The 14,704-nt window shown below is 63.1% G+C and carries 14 protein-coding genes; 3 read left to right on the top strand and 11 right to left on the bottom strand.

Going from position 1 to position 14,704, the window contains the following annotated elements:
- Positions 1-3 precede the first annotated feature (3 nt).
- A complete protein-coding gene (locus tag R4P70_RS07400) occupies positions 4-1,227 on the bottom strand; it encodes an erythromycin esterase family protein (RefSeq protein WP_317830603.1) in 1,224 nt (407 codons plus the stop codon).
- Between the two features lie 107 nt (positions 1,228-1,334).
- On the opposite strand from R4P70_RS07400, the gene R4P70_RS07395 reads away from it, so the two are divergent.
- The gene (locus R4P70_RS07395) at positions 1,335-2,030 is read left to right on the top strand and encodes a TioE family transcriptional regulator (RefSeq protein WP_020908712.1); all 696 of its coding nucleotides are present in this window, start codon (positions 1,335-1,337) and stop codon (positions 2,028-2,030) included.
- A gap of 21 nt (positions 2,031-2,051) precedes the next feature.
- On the opposite strand, the gene R4P70_RS07390 is transcribed toward R4P70_RS07395, so the two are convergent.
- Positions 2,052-4,328: an ATP-dependent DNA ligase gene (locus R4P70_RS07390; protein ID WP_317830602.1), complete on the bottom strand. Its 2,277-nt coding sequence runs from the start codon at positions 4,326-4,328 to the stop codon at positions 2,052-2,054.
- Between the two features lie 115 nt (positions 4,329-4,443).
- Between R4P70_RS07390 and R4P70_RS07385 the strand changes: the two genes are divergently transcribed.
- Both R4P70_RS07385 and R4P70_RS07380 read left to right on the top strand, forming a co-directional pair.
- The gene (locus R4P70_RS07385) at positions 4,444-4,716 is read left to right on the top strand and encodes a WhiB family transcriptional regulator (protein WP_019744832.1); all 273 of its coding nucleotides are present in this window, start codon (positions 4,444-4,446) and stop codon (positions 4,714-4,716) included.
- A gap of 65 nt (positions 4,717-4,781) precedes the next feature.
- Positions 4,782-5,687: a transporter substrate-binding domain-containing protein gene (locus R4P70_RS07380; protein ID WP_020970424.1), complete on the top strand. Its 906-nt coding sequence runs from the start codon at positions 4,782-4,784 to the stop codon at positions 5,685-5,687.
- 1 nt (position 5,688) lies between these two features.
- Here the strand turns inward: R4P70_RS07380 and R4P70_RS07375 are convergent, their stop codons facing one another.
- From R4P70_RS07375 to R4P70_RS07335, 9 genes are all read right to left on the bottom strand, one after another.
- Positions 5,689-7,344: a substrate-binding domain-containing protein gene (locus R4P70_RS07375; RefSeq protein ID WP_317830601.1), complete on the bottom strand. Its 1,656-nt coding sequence runs from the start codon at positions 7,342-7,344 to the stop codon at positions 5,689-5,691.
- A 120-nt stretch (positions 7,345-7,464) separates the two neighbouring features.
- On the bottom strand, positions 7,465-7,896 hold the full coding sequence (locus R4P70_RS07370) for an SRPBCC family protein (protein WP_003939735.1): 432 nt from the start codon (positions 7,894-7,896) through the stop codon (positions 7,465-7,467).
- Between the two features lie 73 nt (positions 7,897-7,969).
- Positions 7,970-9,607: a cation acetate symporter gene (locus R4P70_RS07365; protein ID WP_003939876.1), complete on the bottom strand. Its 1,638-nt coding sequence runs from the start codon at positions 9,605-9,607 to the stop codon at positions 7,970-7,972.
- The gene (locus tag R4P70_RS07360) at positions 9,604-9,966 is read right to left on the bottom strand and encodes a DUF485 domain-containing protein (protein ID WP_003939976.1); all 363 of its coding nucleotides are present in this window, start codon (positions 9,964-9,966) and stop codon (positions 9,604-9,606) included. The genes R4P70_RS07365 and R4P70_RS07360 overlap by 4 nt, the downstream gene beginning before the upstream one ends.
- A 162-nt stretch (positions 9,967-10,128) precedes the next feature.
- Positions 10,129-11,880 (bottom strand): cation acetate symporter, encoded by a 1,752-nt coding sequence (locus tag R4P70_RS07355; RefSeq protein WP_020970427.1) that lies wholly within the window; start codon positions 11,878-11,880, stop codon positions 10,129-10,131.
- 10 nt (positions 11,881-11,890) lie between these two features.
- The gene (locus R4P70_RS07350) at positions 11,891-12,262 is read right to left on the bottom strand and encodes a membrane protein (protein WP_003939880.1); all 372 of its coding nucleotides are present in this window, start codon (positions 12,260-12,262) and stop codon (positions 11,891-11,893) included.
- Complete coding sequence (locus R4P70_RS07345; RefSeq protein ID WP_060938188.1) at positions 12,259-13,050, bottom strand: LytR/AlgR family response regulator transcription factor; 792 nt, start codon at positions 13,048-13,050, stop codon at positions 12,259-12,261. The genes R4P70_RS07350 and R4P70_RS07345 overlap by 4 nt, the downstream gene beginning before the upstream one ends.
- Before the next feature lie 51 nt (positions 13,051-13,101).
- Positions 13,102-14,319 carry a sensor histidine kinase gene (locus R4P70_RS07340; protein WP_019744838.1) on the bottom strand — a complete coding sequence of 406 codons (1,218 nt, stop codon included), beginning with the start codon at positions 14,317-14,319 and terminating at the stop codon, positions 13,102-13,104.
- On the bottom strand, positions 14,316-14,702 hold the full coding sequence (locus tag R4P70_RS07335) for an MmcQ/YjbR family DNA-binding protein (protein WP_070385550.1): 387 nt from the start codon (positions 14,700-14,702) through the stop codon (positions 14,316-14,318). The genes R4P70_RS07340 and R4P70_RS07335 overlap by 4 nt, the downstream gene beginning before the upstream one ends.
- Positions 14,703-14,704 lie beyond the last annotated feature (2 nt).

The following is a 14,704-nucleotide window of genomic DNA, read 5'->3' as shown; positions in this document are numbered from 1 at the left end:
CTGTTACCAGTACTGATGACGCTGCCCGTCGGTATCCGCGACGAAGATGACCGCGTCGGCGCCGTCCAACTCCGAAGGTTTCAGCGGCAGATGCCCTGGCAGGATCGCTTCTCCCGCGGTGATCGACGGGCCGAGCGCGGCTCGCAGGGCCGGAGTCGAGAACAGGGCACGCCGACCGGTCGCATCGGCCAACGCTCCCTGCAGAGTGCCCGGATCACTGTCGGGGTTGGCGTCGGTTGCCAAAAATACGTAACGCTCCCCGAGGACAAGTCCGACAAGTGAGCCGGCGCTCCCCCAACTGACCACGTCGCCGTTGACCGGCATGTCGGACGGCACTCGCAAGAGATGGGCATTGTGTGCGAACAGCAGGCTAGGCCCGCGTCGCTGCTCCTGGGCGACGACCGCCAGCAGGTTCTCGGCCATCATCTCGGCACGCAGACTGAGCAGTGTTCCAATGCGATCAGGAGCGGAACTCGCCATCGCGGAGTGATAGCGCAAGAGCCCCAGAGCGGTGCGTGAATGTGCAAGGGCCAGGTCGTACCCGGCCGGGTCGACGGGTCGCAGCACTGGTGCGGCGCGCCGCAGGACGCTGCCGAGGTCGTCCGCAATGATGCGCAGAGCGCGAGCATGATCGGAGTTGCCGACGGACGCAGCCGGATCGAACATCGCCGCCGGGTTGGTCCAGTCGGCGTCCTGAACCCGTAAAAGGTCGGCGTCGTCGAGAGATTGTGGCCGCAACGCGGCGGGCAGGAAGTCACCTGCCGCAGACAGTGCGCGGCGCGGGCTCGGTGCACCGGAGTACTCCACCGGAGCGTCGAAGCCGTAGAAGCGAACTCGGTCAGCCGGAGCGCGGCCGTCGTTGTACTCGCGTAGCCATTCGACGAGTTCGCGGTTTCCCGGTACCGCACCGAATCCGTGGCTGAAGCCTGTGGCGAGCACCTTCTCGATGTCCGCCTCTCCCCCGTTCACGTACTCGTCGACAAGCAATGCCGCAAAGACATCTGTTTCGAGCACGATCGACCGATATCCTCGTTCGACCAGTTGGCCGAGAAGTTCGTTGCGCAGCAACGGAAAAGCCTTGATCCCATGAGTCGGCTCGCCGAGAGCGAGCAGAGCCGGCACCTCGGTTCGTGCTGCGAGCACTTCGTCGACGGCACGACCAAGACTTGCCGCGTCTTCGAGTTGGCGGCCGAGCTCACTCAGCGCTGGGGCAGTGGACATGATCATCCCTTTCGAAGGTGGACTGCCTTCGACAGTATCGTTGAAGATTCGGGTGAAACTTTTACAACAATTACCTGGGGTATACCGTGAAAAGCCTCAATCGGAGGTGATCAGTGCGGCCCATCGACCTTGCCCGTGAACACGGGTTGTCCGCACAGGCGATCCGCAATTACGACGACGCCGGCGTCCTTCCTCCGACCGATCGCAGCAACGCCGGCTACCGGCGATACACCCCAGTGCACGCGCAGGCCCTGCGAACTTTCCTCGTATTGCGCGGCGGTCACGGCCACCAGCGGGCCACGGAAATCATGCGTGCGACCAACCAGGGCGACACCGAGTCCGCCTACCGCCTGATCGACAGTGCACACGTGACACTGCTCGCCGAGCGAGGAACTCGCACCGAGGTAGCCGCAACGCTGGGGACTCTGTCCACCATGGCACCGGCACTGGTCCACGGTCCAGCGCTGACGGTCGGTGAGCTTGCGCGCCGTCTCGGCGTTCATCCGGCGACACTGCGCACGTGGGAAGAGCACGGCATCCTGCACCCCGAGCGCGAACGAGCAACGGGTTATCGCGAATACGGTCCGGAGTGTGTGCGCGACGCCGAGATCGCGCGGCAGCTGCGGCGCGGCGGCTACCGACTGTCGCAAGTCGCCCAGTTTCTCGATTCGCTGCGCGAGGCCGGCGGAGCGGACTCATTGGCAGCGTTCCTCGAATCCTGGCAAGACCGGCTGACCACACGCAGTCGCAACCTTCTCGCCGGCGCGGCTCAGCTCGATGCCTATCTCACGATGCTGGATCAGACCTAGCCGGGCCGTCGTCGACGCAACCTATTCTCGCCCTGTGACATCGCCCGGCTTCTTGTCCTCCCGCAGACCCCGCCAACTCGGGTGGCGAAGGCGTCCGGTCCCCGTCCAATCCATGAACCGCGCCTCACCGACTAGTTCAGGCCTCACCCACACCGCACCCTTGCGGTCATCTGCTGGAAGTTCCTCCTCGAACGGACTTTCCTTCTGACGCAACGGTTCCAGCACCGCAAGCAGTGACTCCAAATCACGATCACTGAAGCCGGTACCGACGCGCCCCACGTAGGTCAATCCGTCCTCACCCGGAATTCCCATGAGCAGCGCCCCGATCCCCTGCGCTCGATTGCCCTGCCCGGTGCGCCACCCACCGATCACCACCTCTTGGGTGCGCCAGTTCTTCACCTTGATCCAACTCGACCCCCGCCGCCCTGGAAGGTAGACCGATGCACGACGTTTGGCGACAATCCCTTCCCACCCGGCATCGGTACTCACCTCCAAGGCGTTCTCCGCCGTGCCCTCGATCTGCGGTGGTACCTCGAGCTCACCGACCTTGCCCGCCAACGCATTCAACACGGTGCGGCGATCCGAATAGGACTTCCGCAGCAAAGACACTCCGTCGAGGTACAGAAGATCGAAGGCCAGGAACACCGGTTCCCCACCTCGCTGGAGGAGGCCGAAATCTGTAACTCCCGCGTCGTTGTACGCCACCACCTCACCGTCGAGAACCACGTCATGACCGTCCAGCACCTCGGCCAACCCGGCAAGGGCTGGATAGTCCCGGGTCTTGTCGTTACCCGCGCGGCTGCGAAGCGACATTGTGCCCGAATGATATTCGAGAATCACTCGAATCCCGTCCCACTTTCCTTCGAAGGCCCACTCCTGCGGGTCGAGACCTTCGAGCGTTCCAGCGGTGGCAAGCATCGGCTCGAGATTCTTGGGAAACTCCGTTCCGAAACTCGCATTCTGATCCTTCATCAGATGCATCAACCACTGATCACCCTTTGTCCGGATCAGCGCGAAGCGTCCCTGCACCCGCTCCCCACTCAAGCGCACGATCACCTCGTCTTCACGCCACTTCTCGGTCTCGTATGTCCCGGAATCCCAGATCGTCATCGAACCGCCGCCGTACTCCCCCTTCGGAATCGTGCCCGAGAACGTGGCGTATTCGAGCGGATGATCTTCGGTGTGCACGGCCAACCGATTTTCTCCGGCACTGGTCGGCACACCCTTCGGGACTGCCCAGGACACAAGCACACCATCCCGCTCGAGGCGAACGTCGTAATGCAATTGTCTGGCGTGATGTTCTTGAATAACAAAGGTATTGCCCGCTGTCTCGTTGGCCACCGCAGCAGGGATCGGCTCCGGTGTCCGGTCGGCCGACCGCTTGTTGCGATAGTGCGCCAACGTATCGGCTACAGCCGCCGAGACCGGCGGATCCAGATCGCCCAGCAGATCACCGTCGGATTCGACGCGCTCCAGAACCTCGTCGAACAGCAGGTGGCGCAGTTTCGGATCGTCGAGTTCGTCCCAACTGCGCGGCGCGGCAACATAGGGTTGATCGCGACCGCGCATCGAATACGGCGCAATGGTGGTCTTGGCTGCGTTGTTCTGACTCCAGTCCACGAAGATCTTGCCTGCCCGGACATTTCGCGCCATCGTCGCGGTGACGAGATCCGGGTGAAGCTTCTCGAGCCCGGTGGCGATCTGCTTGGCGACAGTCGACGCACCACTGCCGTCCAAGGCTCGATCCAGTGGTACGTAGAGGTGGATTCCCTTGCTACCACTGGTTACCGGATAGGCAGTCCACCCCAGAGTTGCGACCAGATCTCGAATCGACCTCGCCACCTCGGCGCACTCGGCCAATCCGACGCCTTCGCCCGGGTCGAGATCGAATACCAGTCGTGTCGCCGGACCACGCTCGGAACCGTCGAATCGCCATTGGGGAACGTGTAATTCGAGTGCCGCCTGTTGCCCCAGCCACGCCAGGGATGCAACGGAATCGAAGATCGGGTAAGTGACGACGCGATCAGAATGCTGCAGCGCCGCACGCGTGAGCCACTGCGGGGCAGACGACGCCAGGTTCTTCTCGAAGAAGGACTGACCGTCCACACCGTTGGGCCAACGCTTACGAGTACCAGGTCTACCGACGACATGCGGAAGCATGACTGCGGCGATACGGGTGTAGTAGTCGATGACTTCGGCCTTCGTGGTGCCGCTCTCGGGGTAGAGGATCTTGCCCAGATTGGTCACGGACACGGTTGTGCCGTCGAGAGTGATCTGACCCCGATCCGTCGTTGCCATCTCCTCATTGTGCTGGATAGCGCTGCGTCTGGCAGTAGAAATCTGATGGATCGGAAACCTGCCGCTGTGCCAGGCCACGGGCAAGACTGGATTCTCGATGGGAGAGGAGACCACGATGACAGTTCGCAGTTCCGTGGAGCCGTTGGTGGACAACAACTGGCGGATGTTCGCCACCTGTAAAACAGTGGACCCGGCGGTGTTCTATTCGCCGGGTGAAGAGCGCGGACGCAATCGGGCTGCACGGGAGAGTTCCGCGAAGCAGGTGTGCTTCCGCTGCCCGGTCATTCGGGACTGCCTGACCTTTGCACTCGAGACCGCTGAACCGCACGGAGTCTGGGGTGGGACGACACCGTCGGAGCGCCTTGCACTGCGACGCTCAGCTGCGTGAACTCCGCTCACACGAGACCCCCGTCACGTCCAGACCGGACAAACAGGCAAGATGGCCTAGTGCCTATGACACGACGCGCAGTTGCCGTAACCGCGATCTTCGCTTCCTCGATCTTGTTGGGCTCGTGTTCGTCGCAGCCGGAGGCACCTGCGGCAGCAGATACCACCACCACGGTTCCCGAGGCGTTCACCAAACTTCCCTCGACCACCGCAGTGGACAAGTGCGGACCCCAGAGCGGGACCACCCTCGAAGACGGTGTCCTGACCATCGCCACTGACTCACCGGCGTACGCGCCGTGGTTCGTCGACAACGATCCGTCGAACGGCAAAGGCCTCGAGGGTGCGGTGGCCCGGGCGGTCGTCGACAAGCTCGGGTACAACACCGACCAGGTTCGCTTCACCACTGTCGCCTTCAACGACGCATTGAAACCAGGCCCCAAGGATTTCGACTTCGACGTCAATCAGTTCACGATTTCCGGGGATCGCCGCGCGAACGTCGACTTCAGCTCGCCGTATTACGCAGTGGCGCAGTCGGTGATCGCCTCACGCGGAAGCAAGGCCGCCGGTGCAAAGAATCTTGCGGATCTGGCCGGCTACCGTTTGGGCGCTCAGACCGGTTCAACCAGCCTCGCGGCGATCACCGACACGATTGTTCCGACCACTGCGCCACGCGAGTTCGCGACCACGGACGACGCGAAAGCTGCGCTGGCCGCGGGCGAGATCGACGCATTGGTCGTCGACATCCCGACCGGATTTCACATCACCGAGAACGAACTGCCCGGGTCGGTCATCGTGGGTCAGTTTCCGCGGCCCAACGCAGTCACCGAATTCTTCGGTTTGGTGCTCGAGAAGAACAGTCCGCTGACCGAGTGCGTCTCCGCGGCAGTCGATGCGCTCTACGCCGACGGAACCCTCGAGAAGCTCGCAACCGAATGGATTACCGACAGCGCCGACGCACCCGTTCTCGAGTAGTTCAGTCGGCGCGCCCACTGATCGCGCCGACGAAGACCTTCGGGATGTCTGCCGGTGTCGGAGCGAAGTGACTGTTACCGCCGGTGAGAGTCGAAATCTGCTCGAGCACATCGGTATCGGCATCATCGGTGACACCGATGGTGATGATCGGTACCGGCCGCGTTGGGTCCTGCTCGCGAGTCAGGGTGTCGAGAAGTTCCTGCAGGGCGATACCCGACGGATCGTCGTTGGCACCGTCGGTAAGCAGAATCACCGAATTGATCGAGACCGGATCGTAGGACTGTTGCATGGACCGATACGCGGCGAGAACGCTGTCGTACAAACCTGTTCCGCCGCCGACGATCGAAGAGAGGTTGTCGATCCGAGACAGCAGTTTGCTCCGATGATCCGTGCCACCTTCAGTTGCATCCATACGGGCGACAGGTTCGAGTTCGCGGTAGTCCGTCCCGTCACCGAGGTCTACGGAGAACGCCCAGAGACCCAATTGTGCGTTGGCAGGAAACATTCGGATCGCGATGTCACCGGCCTGCGCCGTCGCGGTAATTCGAGTGACCCCGTCCTGCATGTAGTCCATGGACCCCGAGACGTCGACAACCGCCAGCGCGCGGGAAGGCCTGGACAGAATCTCGTACCGCGCAAGCGCTTTGGTGACCACAGACGGATCGGACGGCACCAGCGAGCCAACCTTTCCCACTCCACCGGCTACCGGTGGGGCCTGATCCGCGCCGCGGAACCCGAGGCCGGCAAGTACGGAGCGCCCGGTGTCCGATGCCAGCGCTGCCGCCAGCAGTTTGCCGGCGTCGTCCGCCGCCGACGAGTCTGCACCCACACTTGCCATCGGGTAGTCCATGAAGACCGAACCGGACGACGGTACCGACGCGGTGAGTCGACTGTCCGCATGTGCGGCGAGATAAGCCTCGAAGGTCTGCTCGGTAGTCACCGCGGTTCCGCCGGACGCGTCCACGGTTTGGATGCGCCCGGTCGAACCAGTTTCCTTCAGATTTCCGTACTGCGCTTGTGCCACCGGCACCAGGGCTGCCGAGATGGATGTGAGGTCCCCGCCCCGCGACTGGGTCTCGGCAAAGGCCGCCACGATCGGCGCGCTGGAGACAGCACTGGTCAGGGGATCGCCGATGTGCAGCGATGGAGCGCCGAGGACATCCGTCCATGCGCCGGGTGCCTCGGCATCCGGCGCGGAGACGGCGACAACCGGGGTGGAGGCGACCGAGCTGCTGATCCGGCGAATCTCCTGCCCGCTTGCCGAAACCTTGTCCAGCCATTCGCTCGAATCAGGGATCCACAGTGCGGGCGCCGTACCGTCTGCGATCGCCGCGACGGTGAGCACGGGATCTTGCGGCGTCACGCTGAGCGAGCTGCATCCGAGATCCGCGGCGGGGATGGCAGCGGCGACAGCTTCGAGTCCCGAGGCGATCGACGGATCGGCCGCCACGGTCACGGTTTCCGGGTTGTCACAGTTGGTTGCCGTCGCAGCTGCAGCGGCGCCCGCACCGAGTTCTCCCTTGTCGCTGACGCTTTTGAACGTCACGGCAAATGCTGCGGTTCCACCGACTGCAACTACCGCCAAGAGTCCGATCAGAACCTGCACGGATCGAGGCATGGACGCAGGTGGTGCGCCGTACCCATGACGAGACGACATTGATCGAATCCTTTCCGGCGGGACCCGAATCAATAACCAACCGATGCCCGGTTTATCCCGCCGAAAAGAATCCTAACTCATGTTAGCGGTGAAGTAGCTCCATGTGGAAATCTCTACAAACTAGGTGTAGATCTGGACAAACTGGGCCAGCGACTTCTCCACATCGCCTTTGAGCGCCCGCGCCACACTCGAACCGATCGGGCCGAACAATGGCGCGCCGCCCAACTCGACTGTCAGCGCGAGTTCCGATCCGTCGCCCTTTGCCTTCACATCGAGTTCGAGACCGAGCTTGACCCCGCCCTTGCCGTCTCCCTTGAGCGAGATCGCCTTCGGGACGTCGTACTTCTTGATGGTCCACCGAACGCGGTTGCGCAGGCCTTTCACCGTCACGACCGAGCTGATCTCGGTGCCGACACCCAATTGCTCGGGAAGTTCACTGCGCCATCCGTCGTGAACCACGAGCCAGTTTTCGTAGCCGCTGAGATCGGAGGCCTTGTCCCACACTTCTTGAGGAGGAAGCGGAACGTCGATTTTCACTGTGAGCTTTGCCATGGCAGAACAATAAGCCCCGTGCGCCTTTTCCGTAACCAGAGGTACCAGAAAGACGCACGGGGCTTTGCCCCTCTTAGTGGCTGACAGCCTTTTCGACGCCGACGCCGGTGAGGGAGCGAACTTCCATCTCCGCCTGCTTTGCCGGATCTTCGATCTTGTTGCGTCCGATGTACGTACCGACGATGCCGAGGACAAATGCCAGCGGAATCGAGACGATGCCGGGGTTCGAGAGCGGGAACCAGGCGAAGTCGGAGTTCGGGAACATCGACGACGGCTTGCCCGACACTGCCGGGGAGAACACGATCAGCGTCAAGCAGCTGACCAAACCGCCGTAGATGCTGAAGAGCGCACCGGTGGTGTTGAACTTCTTCCAGAACAGCGAGTACAGCAGGGTGGGCAGGTTCGCCGAGGCCGCCACTGCGAAGGCGAGGGCCACCAGGAAGGCGATGTTCTGCCCCATCGCCATGATGCCGAGAACGATGGAGACGAGTCCGATGACCACGACGGTGATTCGAGAAACTCGAACCTGCTGCTCCTCGGTTGCGTTGCCGCGCTTGATGACACTGGCGTAGATGTCGTGAGCGAACGACGCCGAAGCAGTGATCGCGAGACCGGCAACGACGGCGAGGATGGTCGCGAACGCCACCGCGGAGATGATGCCGAGGAAGATGGTGCCACCGAGCTCGAAGGCGAGCAACGGAGCGGCCGCGTTCTCTTTACCGGGTGCTGCCAAGATCTTGTCCGGTCCGACCATGCTGGCCGCGCCGTAGCCGAGAACCAGTGTGAACAGGTAGAAGGCACCGATGAGCGCGATCGCCCAGGTCACCGAGCGGCGAGCTTCCTTGGCAGTGGGCACCGTGTAGAAGCGCATCAGCACGTGCGGCAGGCCCGCAGTGCCGAGCACCAAAGCGATTCCGAGAGAGATGAAGTCGAGCTTCGTCATTCCGGAAAGACCGTACTTGGCACCGGGTCCGAGGATGTCTCGTCCCTGCACACCCTTGGTGGTGGAACTGTTGACCATGTCCTGCGCATTGGCGAGCAACTGAGAGAAGTTGCCGCGCACTGCCCACAGAACGAGTACGAACATGATTCCGGCTCCGGCAACCAGCAGAACTGCCTTGACCATCTGTACGTAGGTGGTGCCCTTCATGCCGCCGACCAAGACGTACACGATCATCAGCACACCCACGATCGCGACGACGATCGACTGTCCCACTTTGCCGTCGATGTTGAGCAGCAGGGCGACAAGTCCACCGGCGCCGGCCATCTGGGCAAGAAGGTAGAAGAGGGAAACGGCCAGGGTGGACAGGGCTGCCGCCATGCGCACCGGACGCTGCTTGAGCCTGAAGCTCAGGACGTCTGCCATCGTGAATCTGCCGGTGTTCCTGAGCAATTCGGCGACCAGAAGCAATGCAACCAACCAGGCCACAAGGAATCCGATGGAGTACAGGAAGCCGTCGTAGCCGTACACGGCGATCGCACCTGCGATACCGAGGAACGATGCCGCCGAGAGGTAGTCGCCGGCGATGGCGAACCCGTTCTGCGGGCCGGTGAACTGTCCACCGCCGGTGTAGAAGTCGGACGCCTTCTTGGTGGTCCGGCTGGCGCGGATGACCAGCGTCATGGTCACAACGACAAACGCGAGGAAGATCGCGATGTTGAAGGCGGGGTTTCCTACGTCCGTTCCGGACGCGGCGAGTGTGGTGATCACTGTGCGGGACCTTCCAGTTCTTCACGGATGGCAGCGGAGCGGGGATCGAGCTCACGACCGGCGAACTTCACGTACCACGCGGTGATGGCGAAGGTCGTGACGAATTGCCCGAGACCGAGGATGATGCCGAGATTGATGTTGCCGAGGACCTTGGTGGCCATGAAGTCGTGGGCATAGGTAGCCAGGACGACGTACACCGCATACCAGAGCAGGAAGAATGCAGTGATGGGGAAAACGAACTTGCGCAGACGCGTTCGGAGTTCCTGGAATTCGGGACTCGCTTGCATGTCTATGAATGCCTGGGCATCCGGGGTGCGTCGCTCTTGCGGCGACCCCTCACTGATTTCTGCTGTGGACACTGCCGGCTCCTCGCCTCGCGTGTGAAGTGAACTACGCACAGACGTTAGTGAGATCGGAGTCACATGAAGACGCTGTGGCGCCAGTCACACGGTGAGCAGTCGCGCGCTGCGCCGAACGGTCAGGCAGGCGCGACCAACGGCAGAGGGTTCGGGCGGTGAAAGTCAGGGTTGGCGGAGATCGTCTTCGCGATCGGAGCCCATTCCGAGCCGTTCCGGGGCGTGCATCCGCGTGAAGATTCGCGCAATATCTGCCGGTATCTGCTTCGACGACACCTTGCTCACGACGATCATCGTGAGGAACGCCAGCGGCACGCTCACCGCAGCCGGGAACGCGAAAATGGCTGCCGGCCAGCCACCGAGGACGTCCTCCGACAAACCACCCAGGACGGCGACAGTGGCGGCAGTGCCCGCAACACATCCACCGACAACCATCCCCGCCCCCGCGCCGACGGCAGTCAGACCGCGCCACCAGATACCCAACACGAGCAGTGGGCAGAGCGTCGACGCGGCGACCGCGAACACCAACCCGACGGTTCTCGAGAGGTCGACCGACACCACCGCCAGCGACAGCACGAGCGGAACGAGCCCGGCCAGGAGCGCTGCAATACGGAAGTCTCGAACTCGTCCGCGGAGAACATCGGTACTGACGACGCCCGCGATGCTGACGAGCAATCCGGACGACGTCGACAAGAAGGCGGCAATGGCACCGGACGCCACGAGGGCTGCCAGCAGTTGTCCGCCCCACCCCGAGAACACCGAGCCCGGCAGCAGCAACACCGCGGCGTCGGAGGTGCCCGTGATCAGAAGTTGCGGAACGTACAGGCGAGCGAAGACGCCGAGGAGTGTCGGAAACAGGTAGAACACACTGACCAGACCGACAACTGCAAGCGAGGTCAGACGAGCGGCCCGGCCGTCGGGGTTGGTGTAGAACCGGACGAGAACGTGAGGCAGACCGAGCGTTCCGAGGAAGGTCGCGAGCATCAGCGAGTACACCTGATACATCGGGTGCGGCCCACCGAAACCCCAACCCGGGGTGATCCAATCCGAGTTCTGCGCAGGCGCTCCCGCGACGACGGGAACCGCGGCTCCCGCGTCGAGAACCATGGACATGCCTTCACCGAGGGTGTGCTCCCCCGGGCCCAGAGTCACGGTTCCTTCGACCACTCGCCCGTCGACTGTGCCGCCGCTGACCGCCACCGGCTCGGATACCTGGACGACGACGTCGGTGGTGATGTCGACGGTCGTCGCAGTGGTGACCGTCGGCGGCATCGACGCGCCTACGTCGTGATGATCGCCGAAGAAGTAGAAGGTCAGTGCCACAGCGGGAATCGCGACGGCAGTCAGTTTCAGCCAATACTGGAAGGCCTGAACGAAGGTGATCGAGCGCATCCCGCCGCCGACGACGTTGGCGATGACGATGACCCCGACAGCAACGCCGCCGATCCAGCTGGGAACCCCGAGCAGAATGTTGAGCGTCAGTCCCGCGCCTTGGAACTGTGGAATCAGATACAGGATGCACACCATCGCGACGACGAGCATTGCGAGCTTGCGCAATCGCGGTGAGCCGAGACGGAATTCGGCGAAATCGGGGACGGTGTATGCACCGGAACGCCGAAGCGGTGCTGCGACGAACAGCAGCAGGGCGAGGTATCCGGCGGTGAATCCGATGGGATACCAGAGGGCGTCGGCGCCGTATTTCGCGACCAGCCCGGCCACGCCGAGAAACGAAGCAGCGGAGAGGTACTCACCGGAGATGGCTGTCGCATTCCACCGCGCGCTGACGGTTCTGGACGCGACGAGAAAATCCGAGGTGGTACGAGCGAGCCGAACGCCGTAGATTCCGATAGCCACGGTTGCCACGGCCGCCGCAACGATGCCGAGCACCGTCAGCACCGGGATAGGTTGTCCTCCCACAGCGCCGCGCTCAGTCGTCCACGATGTCGTTGAAGTCCTGCTCGTTTCGCTCCGCACGACGCACGAACACCCAGCCTGTGGTCAACAGCAAGGGATACACGGCGCCGCCCATCACGAGCCACGGCAACCGGATGCCCAGGACTGCGACCTCCGACAATGTCGGGAAGAGATGCGTCAGAAGCGGTACTGCACACAGGAGCCCGGCTGCGACGACGGCAAGGCGAATCGCCAGCCCCAACTGCGCGCGAACGAGACCGCGGATCATGGCGTCGCCGACTTCGGTCTGTTCCTGCACCTCCACCCGCGTACGGACGATCCGTGCGCCACTACGTTGCGCCAACACAACGCGCTCACGCTGCGGAGGATCGGACTGCGACGTCACCGTGACAACCAGCTCTGCTTGGGCGCACGAACCAGTCGATCCTTGAGTTCACGGGTGTGTCTGCGGCTGACCGGAAGTTCGACGGGAGGCTTGTCTCCGTGCGGGCGCAGACAGACCACCAATCCGCTGCCTACTGTGCGGATGCCGGTGACCAGCGCCAAAGACACCAGGTAGGAGCGGTGCACGCGCAAGAAGCCCGCGTCGGCCCAGCGTGATTCGAGTGTCGAGATCGGGATGCGTACCAGGTGCGACTTCCCGGCGGTGTGCAAACGCGCGTAGTCCCCGTCGGCTTCCACCCACTCCACCGAGGAGCGTTGAACGAGCGTCGTAACGCCGCCCAGTTCCACCGGGATCACCTCGTCGGTGGACGCAGCTTCGGGCTTGTTCTCGCTCTTGGTGCGCCCGGCCAACCCCACGATCCGTTGAACGGCCTGAGCGAGACGCTCCTCGCGGAGCGGTTTGAGTAGGTAGTCGACGGCACCGAGGTCGAAGGCATCAACAGCTCGATCGTCGTGCGCTGTCACGAACACCACGGGTGGTGGCGTCGCGAAATTGGAGAGGATGCCGGCCAGTTCGAGACCGTCGAGTCCGGGCATGTTGATGTCGAGAAATACCGCGTCGATGCTTCCACCGCGCAGTATCCGCAACGCAGTCGTCGCATCCGATGCCGTGTGAACGTGCGCCACCGAGTCCTCGGCGCGCAGCAAGAAGGCCAGCTCGTCGAGGGCTGGTTTCTCGTCGTCGACGGCAAGGACGGTCAGCTGGGCATCAGTGTCAGTCTCGTTCACAACAGGTCCATGTTCCCACGACGGTTTCAGCCTGATCATCGAAGGCGAGAATCAGACGTGAATACCCTGCTTGAACTTGGGAACACGCATGCTGACCTTCGTACCGGCACCCGGCGCTGTCTCCACCACGAGTCCGTAGTCGTTGCCGAACGCGGCACGAAGTCTGTCGTCGACGTTGGCCAAACCGACGTGAGCAGCTTCGCGTGCGCTGGGTCGTCCCGATCCCGACTCGATGGCGTCAAGTGAGCCGGAACGCAGTAGTTCAGGGTCCATCCCCACACCGTCGTCCTCGACGCTGATGATGCAGTCAGGTCCCTCGTCCGCGGCCACGATGCTCACGGTCCCGCCCTCCGGCTTACTCGAAATGCCGTGACGAACCGCGTTCTCGACCAGCGGCTGGAGAGCCAGGAAGGGAAGAACCACGTTGAGCACTTCGGGTGCTATCTGAAGGCGGACGTTCAGCGCCTCCCCGAATCGCGCGCGTTCGAGGGTCAGGTAACGATCGATGTTGCGTAGCTCGTCGGCAAGCAGGGTGAACTCACCCGCAGATCGGAACGAGTACCGGGTGAAGTCCGCGAACTCGAGGATCAGTTCTCTGGCCCGCGCCGGGTCGGTTCGAACGAACGACGCGACCGTGTTGAGCGCGTTGTAGATGAAGTGGGGACTGATCTGCGCGCGGAGGGCACGCACTTCGGCTCGATCCAACAGGGCTCTGGACGCGTCGAGGTCGGCGAGTTCGATCTGGCTGCAGGCGTATCGAGCCACCTCGGTGACCGCTCCGAGCATTCCCGGCCACGGGTCTTCGCTGGTGACGATTCCCAGCACGCCGACCACGCCGATGTCCTCGATCAGCAGGGGCTGAGCGATCAGCGCTCGCACATGGTGATCGCTCGGTCCGCGCACCAGGTCCGAGTGGGTGACGAGCACCCGGCGTTCGCCTTCGATCGCGCGAATGGCGGCGTCGTGGAATTGATCGGACAACGCTTCGTGACGGCCGTCCCACGCCAGCAGATTTCCCGACGCGTCTGCGAGGCCCAGACCGGAACCGCCGGTCAGCTCGCGTAGGTGAGGCGCCGCCTCGGCGGCCGAATTCTTGTCGAGTCCACGCCGAAGTGGCCGCGCGGCAAGTGAAGCCGTATGGAGCGCGGCATGGACGGCACGCTCGGTCGGGGTGGTCACCTCACGTCTGGTGCGCATCCACACCGCTGTCAGTGCCCCGGCCACTGCGAGAATCAGCACGCTGAGAAGCGCGACCACGGCCGGACTCAACGCGAATCCTCGTCCAGTTTCCGGATCAGTGTTTTCGGAGCCACCGTGCGGTACGCATCTTCGACGACGTCGGCTACGTCGTTCCAGAATTTCTCGTCCTCGGTCTCGTCGGCACTCGGAACGTCGAGGTACACACCGATCCATCCCCGGCCACCCACGTACGGGGGGACGAAGAACCTCGTCGGATCGCGACTGACCCAATCTGCCTGCGCCCCAGGTGGGGCCGCGGCCCAGATCGCGAGGCGATCGTCGTGGTGGTGATCTGCCATGGTGACGAACTGCGGCGCTTTGCGCACGAACCACGACGATTCACCGTGGCTGATCCGCTCGGTTGCCTCTGGCAATGCCAGCGCAAGTGCGCGGATTCGTGCCGACGCCGTCATCG

This window comes from Rhodococcus sp. IEGM 1241 (genome assembly GCF_033142365.1).
GTDB lineage: Bacteria > Actinomycetota > Actinomycetes > Mycobacteriales > Mycobacteriaceae > Rhodococcus_F > Rhodococcus_F erythropolis.
Note: the sequence above shows the minus strand (reverse complement) of the source record. Positions and strands in the feature narration are given on the sequence as shown.

Excerpts from the sequence above, each read along its gene's own strand:
- R4P70_RS07400 (WP_317830603.1), bottom strand. The coding sequence starts at position 1,227 with ATGATCATGTCCACTGCCCCAGCGCTGAGTGAGCTCGGCCGCCAACTC.
- R4P70_RS07390 (WP_317830602.1), bottom strand. The coding sequence starts at position 4,328 with ATGGCAACGACGGATCGGGGTCAGATCACTCTCGACGGCACAACCGTG.
- R4P70_RS07385 (WP_019744832.1), top strand. The coding sequence starts at position 4,444 with ATGACAGTTCGCAGTTCCGTGGAGCCGTTGGTGGACAACAACTGGCGG.
- R4P70_RS07380 (WP_020970424.1), top strand. The coding sequence starts at position 4,782 with ATGACACGACGCGCAGTTGCCGTAACCGCGATCTTCGCTTCCTCGATC.
- R4P70_RS07375 (WP_317830601.1), bottom strand. The coding sequence starts at position 7,344 with ATGTCGTCTCGTCATGGGTACGGCGCACCACCTGCGTCCATGCCTCGA.
- R4P70_RS07370 (WP_003939735.1), bottom strand. The coding sequence starts at position 7,896 with ATGGCAAAGCTCACAGTGAAAATCGACGTTCCGCTTCCTCCTCAAGAA.
- R4P70_RS07335 (WP_070385550.1), bottom strand. The coding sequence starts at position 14,702 with ATGACGGCGTCGGCACGAATCCGCGCACTTGCGCTGGCATTGCCAGAG.